Here is a 15114-nt window from a genome sequence, read left to right as displayed (position 1 = left end):
TCAAAATAATCTAGTGAGCGACTTTCTCTGGGCATTCACAGCTGATAGCGATTTCTCCCTCAACCACATCCACATGAGCGATGCCGCCTGAACTTAAAGTGCCGAACAAAATCTCATCCGCTAATGGACGTTTGATAAGATCCGTCACCACACGGCTCATCGGCCTGGCTCCCATGTTCTTATCGTAGCCCTTCTCGGCTAACAAGGTACGCGCCTCATCACTGACTTCCAGCACCACGGCTTTATCATCAAGCTGAGCTTGCAGTTCCACTAAGAACTTGTCTACCACTTTGGCGATGATCGTCATATCTAAATGATTGAACCAGACGATTGAATCCAAGCGGTTTCTAAATTCAGGTGAAAAGACCTTGTTTATCTCTGACAGCGCATCTTGACTGTGATCTTGCTGCTTAAAGCCAATGGATGACCGTATGGTCTCTCGAACCCCTGCATTCGTGGTCATCACTAAGGTGACGTTTCTAAAGTCAGCTTTACGACCATTGTTGTCGGTTAAGGTGCCGTGATCCATGACTTGCAACAGCAAGTTGTAGACATCGGGGTGAGCTTTCTCGATTTCATCTAGTAGCACGACACAATGTGGGTTTTTAATCACTGCATCTGTCAGTAAGCCGCCCTGCTCATAACCCACGTAACCTGGAGGCGCACCAATCAAGCGTGAGACAGTGTGACGCTCCATGTACTCAGACATATCAAAACGTATGAGTTTGAGGCTAAGACTAGCCGCTAATTGATTGGTGACTTCGGTTTTACCCACGCCGGTAGGACCGGCAAACAAGAAACTGCCAACAGGTTGGTTATCTGAACCCAAGCCGCTACGGGATAGACGTATGGCCGCGCTAAGCGTCTCAATGGCCTTGTCTTGGCCAAAGACGACCATCTTAAGGTTGCGTTCAAGGTTACGTAACATATCCTTGTCAGTGGACGATACCGACTTCTCAGGGATACGGGCTATTTTGGCGATAATCGCTTCAATTTCCGCTTGGCCAATGGTTTTTTTGCGTTTGCTCTGGGGCATCATCACCATACGAGCACCCGCTTCATCGATAACGTCGATGGCTTTATCCGGCAAATGACGGTCGTTAATGTGCTTTGCGGCTAAAATTGCTGCACTACTGATAGCGGCTTGGGTGTAACGCACCCCATGGTGAGCTTCATACTTAGATTTAAGTCCCATGAGGATCTTAGTGGTTTCAGCTACCGAAGGTTCAAGCACATCGATTTTTTGGAATCGACGGGCCAGTGCCCTGTCCTTTTCAAACACCCCTTGGTATTCCTGGAAGGTGGTTGACCCCATGCAACGTAAATTGCCGCTAGACAGCAAAGGTTTGAGCAAGTTTGAGGCATCCATCACCCCACCCGATGCGGCGCCTGCCCCTATGATGGTATGAATTTCATCGATAAATAGAATCGCGTGTTTATCATTTGAGAGCTCTTTAAGTAGACTCTTAAAGCGTTTCTCAAAATCACCACGATACTTAGTGCCTGCGAGCAGTGAGCCTAGATCTAACGAGTAGACCGTGGCTTCTGCCATCACCTCTGGCACTTGTTGATTGACGATTCGATAAGCTAAGCCTTCGGCGATAGCGGTTTTACCCACCCCAGCCTCACCCACTAATAGCGGATTGTTCTTGCGACGACGACACAAGGTTTGAATTGCCCGCTCAACTTCATCATCACGACCTATGAGGGGATCAATATTGCCATCTAAGGCTAATTGATTCAGGTTGGCACAAAATTGCGCCAACATGCTGCGATCTTCTGCCGTTTCAGATTGATCTTCGATACGCTCTTGCTCAGGGCTGCCTTGATTTTCATCATCTTTTGACACCCCATGAGAAATAAAATTAACCACATCGAGACGAGTAATGTCGCAGCGACGCAGTAAATAAACTGCTTGAGATTCTTGCTCACTGAAGATGGCCACCAGCACATTGGCCCCAGTGACTTCATTTCGGCCCGAAGACTGCACATGAAACACGGCGCGCTGCAGCACACGTTGAAAACCTAAGGTGGGTTGAGTTTCGCGCTCTTCACTGACCTCAGCAATAAGCGGTGTGGTTTGTTTGATGAAATTGGCGACCTCTTCACGTAGACGCTCGATATCTGCGCCACAAGATGTTAACGCTTCATTAGCCGATGGATTATCGATTAACGCCAATAATAAATGTTCTACTGTCATGTATTCATGACGTGAATCTCTAGCCCGCTGAAACGCTAGGTTCAAGGTGACTTCAAGATCTTTATTCAGCATAAGCACCCCCTAAATTATCTTCAAATACGACACTACACGTTACGCTTTCTCTAAAGTACAGAGTAATGGATGTTGATTTTCTCTTGCAAATTGATTTACTTGTAACACTTTTGTTTCTGCAATTCCAAATGGATAGACACCACATATTCCCTTACCTTGATGATGGATAGTCAGCATAATGTCAGTAGCTTGTGGCTCATGCTTATCAAAAAACCTCGCCAATACTTCAATAACAAAGTCCATCGGCGTGTAGTCATCATTATTTAAAATCACCTTGTACATAGATGGTGGCATTAATTCTGACTCAATGCGCTGCTTTGTGTGCTCTACACTTCCAGTTTTACCCATGATCTAATACTAGCCTCTCGTTTGTCCTATAACCACTTGATACGAAAAAATTAATCAAATGTATATTTAATGTTAATTTTCGCTTGACATATTTTCGTACAAATTTCATTCTGTTGCTTAGCGGAGATCTTGTCCGCTCTAATTTAAGTTTGACTATCTTACTGGTAAGTAGACAACAGAAGGAAGTGGAAGTATGGCAAACGGAACGGTGAAATGGTTCAATAACGCCAAAGGATTCGGGTTTATCTGCCCAGATCAAGGTGGCGATGATGTATTTGCGCACTACTCAACAATTGAAATGGAAGGCTATAGAACTCTAAAAGCAGGCCAACCGGTTCAATTTGAAGTAGAGCAAGGCCCCAAAGGAATGCACGCCTCAGCCATTTCAGCTAAATAATAAAACTCACTATAAAGCAAAAAGACAGGGATTTTAATCCCTGTCTTTTTATTTGTGTCACACTATTTTTAAGCCATCAATCAGAGATTAGTCGATCAGTGCATTCAAAGTGGCACTTGGGCGCATCGCCTTGCTGGCTTTAGCCAGATCTAAACGGTAATAACCACCTAAATCTACCGCAGGACCTTGTGAACCATTAAGTTCAGCTATGATGATTTCTTCCTGAGTGCTAAGTGCATTAGCAAGAGTTGCAAAATGCGCCGCAAGTTCAGCATCTGCCGTTTGCGCTGCTAAGGCTTGTGCCCAATACATAGCAAGGTAGAAGTGACTTCCACGGTTATCAAGCTCACCCACACGGCGTGAAGGTGACTTGTTGGTATCAAGGAACACACCAATGGCCACATCTAAGCTATCTGCAAGCACTTGAGCTTTAGGGTTTGATTGAGTCTGGCTTAAATGCTCAAGGGATGCCGCTAAGGCCAAGAATTCACCAAGAGAATCCCAACGTAAGTGACCTTCTTTCTCAACCTGCTGCACGTGCTTTGGTGCACTGCCACCTGCGCCTGTTTCAAACAAGCCGCCGCCGTTCATTAAGGGCACAATAGACAGCATTTTAGCACTGGTGCCTAATTCAAGAATGGGGAACAAGTCAGTTAGGTAGTCACGTAATACGTTACCGGTCACTGAGATAGTGTCCTCACCTTTGATGATGCGCGCTAAGGTAGCACGAGTCGCTTCAACCGGTGACATTATCTGGATGTCTAAGCCGCTAGTGTCATGCTCAGGTAAATACTGGTTCACTTTCTTGATAAGCTCTGCATCGTGAGCACGCTTGCTGTCTAACCAGAAAATGGCTGGCGTGTTGCTTAAACGTGCACGCTTAACTGCAAGTTTTACCCAGTCACGAATGGGTGCATCTTTAACCTGACACATACGGTAAATATCACCGCTATCGACATCATGGCTCATTAACACATCGCCAGCTTGGTTAATCACCTTAACCGTACCTTTGGCTTTGATTTCGAATGTCTTGTCGTGACTACCGTACTCTTCGGCTTTTTGCGCCATTAGACCTACGTTTGGCACGCTGCCCATAGTGCTTGGGTTAAAGGCGCCATTGGCTTTACAAAAGGCTATCGTTTCTTGGTAAACACCGGCGTAGCAGCGATCTGGGATCAAGGCTTTAGTGTCTTTTAACTGGCCATCGGGTCCCCACATCTGACCTGATGAACGAATAGCAGCTGGCATAGAGGCATCGATGATGATGTCACTTGGCACATGAAGGTTTGTAATACCTTTATCAGAATCAACCATGGCAAGGGCTGGACGTGCGGCATACACAGCGGCAATGTCAGCTTCAATTTCAGCACGCTTTGCTTCTGGAAGCGACTTAATTTTGGCATACACGTCGCCAAAGCCGTTGTTAACATCAACACCAAGTTCAGCAAATAACGCGCCGTGCTTAACAAACACGTCTTTGAAGAAGACTTTAACCGCATGACCGAACAGAATAGGATCTGAGACTTTCATCATGGTGGCTTTTAAATGCAGTGATAACAACACGTCTTCAGATTTAGCGGCTTCGATTTCACGGCTATAGAATTCGATTAAGGCTTTGTTGCTCATCACTGCCGCATCGATAACTTCATCAGTGAGTAAGCTTAACCCTGCTTTTAATACTTGCTCTGTGCCATCGGCTTTTTCAAACACTATGCTGACTTTGTCGGCTTTAGTTAAGGTGACAGACTGCTCACTAGCGTAGAAATCGCCTTCATTCATGTGGGCAACATGAGACTTTGAATCGCTAGCCCACTTACCCATTGAATGTGGGTGTTTCTTGGCGTAGTTTTTCACTGACGTCGGTGCACGTCGGTCAGAGTTGCCTTCACGCAATACTGGATTTACCGCACTGCCTTTAATCTTGTCATAACGAGACTGAGTTTCTTTTTCAGCATCATTCTTAGGCTCATCTGGGTAGTTTGGAATGTCGTAGCCTTTGGCTTGAAGCTCAGCGATACAGACTTTTAACTGAGGAATAGAAGCACTGATGTTTGGCAACTTGATGATGTTAGCTTCTGGACGATTAGCCATTTCACCTAACTCAGTTAACGCATCAGCAATTTTTTGCTCAGCAGTTAGCTTTTCTGGGAAGTTAGCTAGGATACGGCCCGACAATGAAATGTCACGGGTTTCAACTTTAACCCCGGCTGCAGAGGTAAAGGTGCGTATAATAGGCAATAGAGATAAGGTTGCCAGTGCTGGCGCTTCATCGGTTTCTGTGTAGATGATAGTTGGAGAATTATCTTTCATTTTATATCCTACGTTATTGTAAATTAACAACTTAACTATTTTTTATCATTATAATTTTTATCAAACAAATCGGAACTGTCACTATTAGCATATAGATAAGTGTTCTATAAGTTACTGTGCAAGTACTGAAGGCACCAGAAAGCAGTTTTATTTGTGTTGGCATCAGTTTAGGCCGACATGATAGATCATTCTTAGTAATATTCAAATTCCACTAAAGACCAATGCCAAGTAAACTTGACACTCTTCGTCGCTATATTCTCTATAAGAGCAACAGGAAAGCCTATGTCTCGCCCAACCAATACTCATAAGCGCAGCCCATTTTCCTCATTAAGCAGGAATAATCCTGGCAAAAGCGCTTTTGCTAAGCAAAGACCCACTAAAAAACCTATCAGTAAACCGTCGGTGGCCAATCCTGTGATGGTGCTATTTAATAAACCATTCGATGTGTTATGCCAATTCACCGATGAAGCGGGAAGAAAAACCCTAAAAGATTTTATCCCTGTGCCAGGCGTGTATGCTGCAGGCAGATTAGATAGAGACAGCGAAGGCTTATTGCTACTGACCAACGACGGTAAATTTCAATCAAAGCTCACAGAGCCTAAACAAAAAACCTTTAAAACCTATTGGGTGCAAGTAGAAGGTGAGCCAAACCAAGCCGCAATTGATGCACTGTGTGCAGGGGTCGAGCTTAAAGATGGCATGACACTGCCCGCAAAAGTGCGATTAATGGCAACGCCCGATGTCTGGCCTCGCACCCCGCCAGTGCGTGAGCGTCAATCCATACCCACCGCGTGGCTTGAAGTGCAAATTTGTGAAGGACGTAATCGACAAGTACGGCGTATGACGGCTCATGTCGGCCACCCAACGTTAAGATTAATCCGTTATAAAATAGGCCAATGGAGTCTAGATGATCTGAATAATGGCGATTACAAGTTACTTAATATCGATGGCAGCGCCCTCGATGAAACGGCCTTTAAGCAAATAACAGCAAATGGTAAGACACAGGGTTGAGTATCATTAACTTCAACTTTATATCCGAATTCTTGTACCCTGCATTTCAAAAAATGTCGATAAATTCATATATGCCTACCACCTCTGTGGTCAATTGGATTTACACTTCTTGATGTCAAACTGCAATCAAGCTTCATAATGAAAGCACATGATAATTATTTGTGCTTGATCCCCTCCTGGGCCCTGCACTTTAGACTACAATTTAAATTCAATAATATCATTGAACGCCTAATGGATCGGGCTACACCCACCTTAATGTAGGAGGATCCATGGCTGAACATAAACAAGATCACAAAGTGATTGAGAAACTGCGTGCCGATGTGCTGCGACTAGAAAGTCTTGAACAGCAAATTGATTCATTACAACAAGAGCGAAACAATCTCATTGACTCCAGTACCAAATTATCAAGTCGGTTAGACGAGTACCGTCAGGGCATGGAAGAATGGGAATGGTTTTTCCGCAATTCCCTTGAAGGCCTTTGTATTGCAGGGCTAGATGGGTATTTTAAGCGGGTAAATCCGGCCTTTGCAGCCATGCTGGGCTACAGCGTCGAAGAATTACTGGCTAAACCATTTAGTTCTTTTATTCACCCAGATGATTTATCCAAAACCGCCACCGAACTCCATTCTCTAGGATCAGGTGTTGACAGCATCAATTTTGAAAATCGTTACCGCAATAAGCAGGGAGAATGGCGCTGGCTATCATGGCATTGCCCTGGTGTTAAACAAACCAGCAAACTGTATGCTATTGCCCGTGATGTCACCGATACTAAACAAGCCCAGGCTGATATTCTCTATAAAGCGACTCACGACACGCTAACTAAGCTGTATAATCGCGCCGCGTTCGATGATAATCTCGCTGACGCCATGGCGCGAGCAAAGCGAAATACCAGCAACTTAGTGATCATGTATTTGATTGACCTCGATGGTTTCAAGACAGTGAACGATACTCATGGTCACCCCGTTGGCGATCGGGTGTTGAAAGTGCTGGCAAAACGTTTGCTTAATGCTCAACGGCAAGGGGAAATGGTATGTCGTCTAGGGGGGGATGAATTCGCTATTTTGATAGAAGGCACTGGTGACACTCAAGTATCGCCTTTAGCAGAACGCATTTTATTATCTATCAAGCAGCCAATCGATGTGGAGGAGCTTCAATTAAGCATAGGGTGCAGTATTGGTATTTCAATATACCCCAGCCTTGCAGCTAATTCTGATGAATTATTTTCACAATCAGACAAAGCCATGTACACCATTAAAAATACAGGGAAAAATGGTTTTTGCTTATATAAAAATCAACCTAATTAATTAGATACAATAAAATAATTCATCGTAATAATTCATTACGCTATAGCTGTTCTCGCTAAAAACCAGCTAACACATCCAGATTAAATCGGTAAAATACGGCTTTAATGACGTAGAACGCCGGTAGAAATACCGAGTCCCCTCGCCATTCATAAACTCATCAACGCTATATCCAAGTGATTAAGCTTGAACACTGGTCTCTGTGCTATCTATACATACGCTTTAAGACATAATTGTGGCGGACTCACGATAGCCCAAACGAGGAAAGCGTGATAGAATGCGCGCCGCGAGAACATGCACACAAACAGTCTGTGGCAGACTCTTTAAGACAATGGAATGCTGGTGTTAATTCATTGCAACAGAGCTTGGCTAACCCCCTGTTTAGCATCACACTTTAAACTCATGATTGGCAGCTTTTAGCCTCGCCACTCTGCATTATGGTTTTAGGATCTATGACATCAATCAAACCCATTCATAACGGTAAAAAAGTCATTGTCGGTATGTCCGGCGGTGTGGACTCCTCGGTTTCAGCTTACTTGCTTATGCAGCAAGGCTATGAAGTTGAAGGTCTCTTTATGAAAAACTGGGAAGAAGATGACACCGACGAGTATTGCGCCGCTGCTGACGATCTAAAAGATGCACAAGCCGTGTGTGACAAACTCGGGATCAAGATGCACACGGTGAACTTTGCCGCCGAGTATTGGGACAATGTGTTCGAATACTTCCTCGCCGAGTACAAGGCCGGTCGCACTCCGAATCCTGATATTATGTGCAATAAAGAAATCAAATTCAAAGCCTTCCTAGAATTTGCCGATGACATACTCGATGCCGATTACATTGCCATGGGCCATTATGTGCGTCGCCGTGATAACAGTGACGGCAGCGTGCAAATGCTTCGCGGTGTCGATGGCAACAAAGATCAAAGCTATTTCCTGTATACCTTAAGCCATGAGCAAGTGGCCAGAAGCTTGTTCCCTGTGGGTGAGCTTGAAAAACATGAAGTACGTGACATCGCCAAACAAATGGGTCTTATCACCCATGACAAAAAAGACAGCACCGGCATTTGTTTTATCGGTGAACGTAAGTTTACCGACTTCTTAGCCACTTACCTGCCAGCCCAGCCAGGTGACATAGAAACCCCTGAAGGGGAAGTCATTGGCAAACACCAAGGCTTGATGTATCACACCTTAGGGCAACGTAAAGGCTTAGGAATTGGCGGTCTTAAAGACAGCAATGAAGATCCCTGGTATGTGGTTGAAAAAGATTTACTGCGCAATGTATTAATTGTGGCACAAGGTGGCAATCACCCAAGGCTGATGTCTCAGGGAATGACAGTCAATCAGTTACATTGGGTTGACCGTAAAGGTCCTGCCACTGATAGCCAGCTCGTTGTAAAGACACGTTATCGTCAGACAGATGTCCCCTGCCGTATCAGTTTTGATGACCCACAGAGAATAACTGTCATATTTGACTCACCTGTTGCCGCCGTGACCCCAGGTCAATCTGCGGTATTTTATGACGGTGATGTCTGCCTAGGTGGCGGCATCATTGACAGTCTCATAAGAGGATAAGCCGTGAGCGCCCATAACCCTGATAGCCAGTTAATGGAAAGATGCATGGCCTTTGCTGGTATATTGCAGGCCATTACTCAAGTTCAAAGCTTAGCAAGGCTTGGTGAGTGTGATGACGCCGAACTCAGCGCAAGCTTACGCACCATCATAGTGACAGAGCCTGAAAATATTCAAGAGGTTTACCCTGCGTTTAGCGAGCTTGAAAAAGGCTATAAGCTAATTCTTAATCAGCTCGGTGATAGCCAGAAAAAAGACGTCGAAACCACCCGCTACTTAGTGGGCATTTTAGCACTTGAGCGTAAACTTGCCCGCTCAGCCAACGGCATGGGTATGCTTGCCGAGCGCATTAACCAAGTTCATCGACAATTGGTGCATTTTGCCATCACAGATGAGCAAGTGTTAGCCAATTTTGCCAGTATCTACAGCGATATCATCAGCAACCTTGGGCCTAAACTGCAAATTTCTGGCAACCCTGCCATCTTGCAGCGCCCTCTAGTCCAGCAAAAAATTCGTGCCTTACTACTCGCCGCCATGCGCAGCGCCGTACTCTGGCGTCAGCTCGGCGGTAAGCGCAGACACTTAATCTTATCTCGCAAAGCCGTAGTCGACGCCGCCAAATTGACATTAAAGAATAACTAATCGAATCACCCTACAATAAAAAGTTCATTAAGGAGCTTCACATGGATCTTTCTGCACTCACGGCTATTTCCCCAGTAGATGGCCGTTATGGTAGTAAAACCGCATCACTTAGAGGTATTTTCAGCGAGTTTGGCCTGACTAAATACCGAGTACAAGTGGAAATTAACTGGTTAAAGCTACTATCAAGCTGCCCAGAGATTGAAGAAGTTCCCCCTTTTAGCGAAACTGCGCTGGCCTTGCTCGACAGCATCAAAGATAACTTCAGTGAGCAAGATGCACTGCGCGTTAAGGCCATAGAAAGTACTACCAATCACGATGTGAAAGCGGTTGAATATTTCATCAAAGAACAAATTGCTAGCAGCCCTGAATTGGTTGCCATCGATGAATTTGTGCATTTTGCTTGTACTTCAGAAGACATCAACAACTTATCTCATGCACTGATGCTCAAAGAAGCTCGTGAGCAAGTACTCGTGCCTCATTGCCAACAGATTATTGATGGCATCAAGAAACTTGCCCGTGACAACAAGAGCGTACCTTTAATGTCACGCACCCATGGTCAGCCAGCCTCCCCTTCGACCTTAGGCAAAGAAATGGCCAACGTTGCCGTGCGTCTAGAGCGTCAATTAAAGCAAATTGAATCAGTTGAAATCATGGGCAAGATTAATGGTGCTGTGGGCAACTACAACGCCCACATCTCAGCCTATCCTGAAGTCAACTGGCATGAGCTTTCACAGCGATTCGTCACTAGCCTTGGTGTGGTCTGGAATGCATACACCACCCAAATTGAGCCCCATGACTATATCGCCGAACTCTTTGATGCCGTAACCCGTTTCAACACGATTTTATTGGATTTTGATCGTGATATCTGGGGTTATATCGCCTTGGGTCACTTCAAGCAGCGCACCATAGCGGGTGAAATTGGTTCATCAACCATGCCACACAAGGTTAACCCCATTGATTTTGAAAACTCTGAAGGTAACTTAGGCATAGCCAATGCGATACTGCAGCATCTCTCGGCTAAGCTACCGGTATCCAGATGGCAACGTGATTTAACCGACTCCACAGTATTGCGCAACTTAGGTGTAGGCTTAGCCCATTCACTGATTGCCTATCAGTCGACGTTAAAAGGCATCAGTAAGCTTGAAGTCAATGAAGCCCAACTATTGGCTGAGCTTGATAAGAACTGGGAAGTGCTTGCCGAGCCAGTGCAAACGGTTATGCGCCGTTACGGTATTGAAAAGCCGTATGAAAAATTGAAAGAACTCACCCGTGGTAAGCGTATCGATGCCCAGCAGCTGGCAGTATTCATCGACGGTTTAGCCTTACCTGATGATGTGAAAACCGAACTCAAGAAGATGACGCCTGCCAACTATATTGGCCGCGCCGAAGCCTTCGTTGATGAACTAAACTAATTATCCATTTAATTCTAAGGATTGGCGGCAGCTCCTGATGGAGTTGCCGCCTTTTTTAATCATATGTATACACTCGATATTGATAAAGTCCACTTCTTAAGAGACGTGTGGCAGAAAAAACCGCTATTAATCACTCAAGGTTTTAAGGATTTTGTTGATCCTATCGCCGCTGACGAACTCGCCGGTCTTGCCTGTGAAGAGGAGATTTCCTCACGCATAGTGGTCACTAAAGATAATGATTGGGAGGTTATCCAAGGGCCATTCGAAGATTATGATGACCGCGGTGAAACCCATTGGCAGTTATTGGTACAAGCGGTGAATCATTGGTACCCCGACTCTCAACCTTTGGTTGAAGCATTTCGTTTCCTACCCGACTGGCGCTTCGATGATTTAATGGCATCGTTTGCGACGCCACTGGGCGGTGTGGGTCCACATATCGATAATTATGATGTGTTTATCATTCAAGGTGAAGGTGAACGCCGCTGGCGTGTGGGCGATAAAGGTGAGCATCAGCGTCGCAATAATGATCCCATGTCACCTATGGTTGAAGATTTTGAACCCATCATAGATGTGGTGCTTAAAAAAGGCGATGTGCTTTATATCCCCCCAGGCTTTCCCCACAGCGGTGAAACCCTCACCATGGCCATGAGTTATTCGGTAGGCTTTCGTGCGCCAAGCCAGCAAGAGCTACTCACCCAAGTTGCCGACTCACTTATAGACAGCAATGGTGGACAACAACGTTTTACTTCAATTGATGAACCTGCAAATCCCGGACTTCTGAGCCAAAGCCAGCAGCAAGGCATTATGGCGCTACTGGCCCAGCTTGCCCAAGATCCTTCTAGCTACCAGAGTATGTTAGGCAAAATGCTTAGCCAAAACCGCTTCGAGCTTGATATCTGTGAAGGTGAAGAGCCGCTTAATGTTGAAGAACTGCAGGAGTTGTTAGCAGAAGGCGCCAGTATTGCACGGATTGGCGGTCTTAAAGTACTGCAGCTTGAAGCGGACTCTGAGCCAAGACTCTTTATCAATGGTGAAGAATTTCAAGTGCCTGGCATAAACCAAGAACATTTGAGCATCTTAAGCCGTGAAGTGCATTTAGACACAGAATTAGCGCAACAACTGTGTGAAAGTGCTGCAGTGAGTGAACTGCTGGTTCAGCTTATCAATCAAGGGCTATTCTTTTTAGGGGAATAAGTTTCTGGGTGCATAAGTTTTTAGGTTAATACATTTTTGGGTGAAAAGTTTTTGACAAACGAGCCTTTGAATACTGAGCCTAGCGCTAGATAAAACCTTAACTGAAATCTTGATATAAAAAAGGCACCTTAGGTGCCTTTTTTATGATGTTTTATTGATCATGTTGTCAATTATGGAGCCTAAACCCACAATTTATCATCGGCTTGCATTTTATAGAGGCTTTCAGCGCGAGACACCAATAAGTCGGCAAACTTGGCCTGAGTGGCGTCTTTAGTGACACCAGCTCTGTGTAGATTTTCAGCTTTTACTTGCCACATCATGGAGAAATGACGCACAGCTTCACGGGCGGTACTTGCCACTTTTACATCCACATAATCTGAGGGTAAATCACCGGACATCACCCAGAATGTTTGTTTAGTCGGCTGTTTAGATTCCATCTTCCAAATGGCGAAATAAGGCGCCAAATAACGGCTTTCATCGGTAATAACCTTGTTAGGGATCACACCTTTTTCACCTAAGAAACGGTTTGCCTTTTGGAACTGAGCTCTCACCCACTCCTGCCTAAGGAGCTCAGGATCTTGCACTTGAGCATCACTAGAAGAGGCTGTTTGTGGCTCAACACCTTGATTTTCCATGGCTTGTTCTAAATTTTTATCAACAACTTCATCTGTCATACTAACTTCCTATCTTATTTTTGGCGAAACTTAACGATTCGTCTTTTATAAATACATCAACAGCGAACTTAAAATACTTTACGTTTACGTAAAGTGGCAAGCAAAATTGCCACTGGGTTCGCAAAAATAACTCTAGCTTGCTTGGTGAGAGTATCCCTAAATGCTATCTTGCTGCAAATAATTTAACGAGTCTGTTCAACGGACCGCATCTTGTCCCTTTATGGAGAGTTACCGTGGCTGTATTTAATCATGTCTCTTTTGATGAGCACGAACAAGTGGTGTTTTGTCATGATAAAGAAAGTGGCTTAAGGGCCATTATTGCTATTCATAATACCAATCTAGGTCCTGCTGTTGGCGGTTGCCGGATGTGGAATTACGCCAGTGATGATGAGGCACTGACTGACGTGTTGCGGCTTTCTCGTGGGATGACGTACAAAAATGCCCTTGCTGGACTCAACATGGGTGGCGGAAAGTCTGTCATTATCGCCGATCCTAAAACCACTGAACGTGAAGCATTATTCCGTGCATTTGGTCGTTTTATTCATACTTTAGGTGGCAAATATTATTCAGCAGAAGATGTCGGCACCACCACAGCCGATATCATGATTGCCCATCAAGAAACCCCTTATATGGCAGGTCTTGAAGGTAAAAGTGGCGATCCCTCACCCTTCACAGCCATTGGCACTTTCTTAGGCATCAAAGCCGCCGTTAAACATCAGCGGGGGCTAGACAGCCTTAAAGGCTTAAAAATTGCCGTTCAAGGCGTAGGTCATGTAGGCTATTACTTATGTCAGCATTTGCATCAAGAAGGCGCTGAGTTGATTGTCACCGACATTCATCAAGCTTCACTGGATAAAGTAGCCAGTGAATTTGGTGCCTCTGTGGTTGCTCCTAACGACATTTACAGCCAAGATGTGGATGTCTATGCCCCTTGTGCCCTTGGCGCCACAATCAACGACCACACCATTCCTCAGCTAAAAGCCCGTATTGTTGCAGGGTGTGCCAATAATCAGTTAGCGGAAGTACGTCACGGTGAGAAACTTAAAGAATTAGGCATTTTATACGCGCCAGATTATGTGATTAATGCTGGTGGGATAATCAATGTGTCATTTGAGAAAGACTATGACGTCCACAAATCCACCACTAAAGTTGAACAAATTTACCAAACATTACTGAGCATTTTCGAGCGAGCTGAAGCTGAGAACCGCACTACCGGTTCTGTCGCAGATGAAATGGCTAAAGCCATCATAGCTCAAGCTAAGATGGTGACAGTCTCTTAAGCTACAAGATCAATCGTTTCGTCTATTGCAACGAAAAAAGCCAATAACACACTGTTATTGGCTTTTTGTTTACAAGATTATTTCTTGTATCATTTTTTCATTAATATTCAATGACTTAATTGAGAGTGTTGGTCTTTATCCTCAGTATAAATCTGCTTTCACCTTGACAGTTTTGTCACTACTGCCTTAGCAAACGATCTTAATTTGACCAGTAAAAATAACCAAAATTTAAATCCGCTTACGCCTCAATAGGATAGCTTTTATTGCTGTTTTTCTTTGCATCATGCATTGGATAAATCTGCTTTGTAGTGCTTTGATTAAGGCTGTTTTTAACGGCTAGTGCGAAAGTAAAGGTAGGACTTATGATACGTTTCCAATATGATTTTTTTTCTGATCAAATCGAACTTCAAGCCAGTGATTGGTCTGGAGTTGAGCGCTTATTGTTAAATGGAAAACCTGTATCAAGCAAAATTAATTTCGGCCCCAACAGCACTCACTATGTAAAGCTACAAGACGGAAAGCCATGTAAACTTCAGCTGCAACTTGACCCGCAAACCAATTTACTGACCTGTCAGGTATTTCAACAAAATCAATTGATTGCCATTTTAAAACAAGGAAAACAGCATTTAACTCTCAGTCGCCATAATTTGGACATGGCTATTTTCTTTAGCTGCAGTGCTATTTTGGCCATGATAGTGCTTTAAT

Annotated in this window: 13 protein-coding genes; 9 read left to right on the top strand and 4 right to left on the bottom strand. The window is 44.5% G+C overall.

Translation table 11 applies throughout. The annotated features are described in order from the left end of the window. Positions 1 to 10 precede the first annotated feature (10 nt). Both clpA and clpS read right to left on the bottom strand, forming a co-directional pair. A complete protein-coding gene (gene clpA / locus SDEN_RS09560) occupies positions 11 to 2272 on the bottom strand; it encodes an ATP-dependent Clp protease ATP-binding subunit ClpA (protein WP_011496275.1) in 2262 nt (753 codons plus the stop codon). Positions 2273 to 2311: 39 nt separating this feature from the next. Further along, entirely contained in the window at positions 2312 to 2620 is a 309-nt protein-coding gene (gene clpS / locus SDEN_RS09555) for an ATP-dependent Clp protease adapter ClpS (protein WP_011496274.1), read from the bottom strand. Positions 2621 to 2813: 193 nt separating this feature from the next. Here clpS and cspD point away from each other — a divergent pair, with 193 nt between their 5' ends. Further along, complete coding sequence (gene cspD, locus SDEN_RS09550) at positions 2814 to 3017, top strand: cold shock domain-containing protein CspD (RefSeq protein WP_011496273.1); 204 nt, start codon at positions 2814 to 2816, stop codon at positions 3015 to 3017. An 87-nt stretch (positions 3018 to 3104) separates the two neighbouring features. Here the strand turns inward: cspD and SDEN_RS09545 are convergent, their stop codons facing one another. Continuing rightward, entirely contained in the window at positions 3105 to 5327 is a 2223-nt protein-coding gene (locus SDEN_RS09545; RefSeq protein ID WP_011496272.1) for an NADP-dependent isocitrate dehydrogenase, read from the bottom strand. A 282-nt stretch (positions 5328 to 5609) separates the two neighbouring features. Between SDEN_RS09545 and SDEN_RS09540 the strand changes: the two genes are divergently transcribed. From SDEN_RS09540 to SDEN_RS09515, 6 genes are all read left to right on the top strand, one after another. After that, positions 5610 to 6338 carry a pseudouridine synthase gene (locus SDEN_RS09540; protein ID WP_011496271.1) on the top strand — a complete coding sequence of 243 codons (729 nt, stop codon included), beginning with the start codon at positions 5610 to 5612 and terminating at the stop codon, positions 6336 to 6338. 269 nt (positions 6339 to 6607) lie between these two features. Beyond that, positions 6608 to 7642, top strand: coding sequence for a GGDEF domain-containing protein (locus SDEN_RS09535; RefSeq protein WP_011496270.1), 1035 nt, complete (start codon positions 6608 to 6610; stop codon positions 7640 to 7642). Between the two features lie 449 nt (positions 7643 to 8091). Beyond that, positions 8092 to 9210 (top strand): tRNA 2-thiouridine(34) synthase MnmA, encoded by a 1119-nt coding sequence (gene mnmA, locus SDEN_RS09530; RefSeq protein WP_041405746.1) that lies wholly within the window; start codon positions 8092 to 8094, stop codon positions 9208 to 9210. Between the two features lie 33 nt (positions 9211 to 9243). Continuing rightward, positions 9244 to 9849, top strand: coding sequence for a high frequency lysogenization protein HflD (gene hflD / locus SDEN_RS09525; RefSeq protein ID WP_041406197.1), 606 nt, complete (start codon positions 9244 to 9246; stop codon positions 9847 to 9849). Positions 9850 to 9890: 41 nt separating this feature from the next. Further along, complete coding sequence (gene purB / locus SDEN_RS09520; RefSeq protein WP_011496267.1) at positions 9891 to 11261, top strand: adenylosuccinate lyase; 1371 nt, start codon at positions 9891 to 9893, stop codon at positions 11259 to 11261. A 63-nt stretch (positions 11262 to 11324) separates the two neighbouring features. Next, positions 11325 to 12455, top strand: a complete 1131-nt coding sequence (locus SDEN_RS09515) for a cupin domain-containing protein (RefSeq protein WP_011496266.1) — start codon at positions 11325 to 11327, stop codon at positions 12453 to 12455. Positions 12456 to 12634: 179 nt separating this feature from the next. Here the strand turns inward: SDEN_RS09515 and SDEN_RS09510 are convergent, their stop codons facing one another. After that, a complete protein-coding gene (locus SDEN_RS09510) occupies positions 12635 to 13090 on the bottom strand; it encodes a DUF4826 family protein (protein WP_041406196.1) in 456 nt (151 codons plus the stop codon). Between the two features lie 272 nt (positions 13091 to 13362). On the opposite strand from SDEN_RS09510, the gene SDEN_RS09505 reads away from it, so the two are divergent. Then, positions 13363 to 14409, top strand: a complete 1047-nt coding sequence (locus tag SDEN_RS09505; protein ID WP_011496264.1) for a Glu/Leu/Phe/Val dehydrogenase dimerization domain-containing protein — start codon at positions 13363 to 13365, stop codon at positions 14407 to 14409. A gap of 362 nt (positions 14410 to 14771) precedes the next feature. Further along, positions 14772 to 15113: a hypothetical protein gene (locus SDEN_RS09500; protein ID WP_011496263.1), complete on the top strand. Its 342-nt coding sequence runs from the start codon at positions 14772 to 14774 to the stop codon at positions 15111 to 15113. Position 15114: the final 1 nt, after the last annotated feature.

This window comes from Shewanella denitrificans OS217 (assembly GCF_000013765.1).
In the GTDB taxonomy this organism is placed as follows: Bacteria; Pseudomonadota; Gammaproteobacteria; order Enterobacterales; family Shewanellaceae; genus Shewanella; species Shewanella denitrificans.
This window is presented reverse-complemented; position numbering and strand designations above follow the sequence as displayed.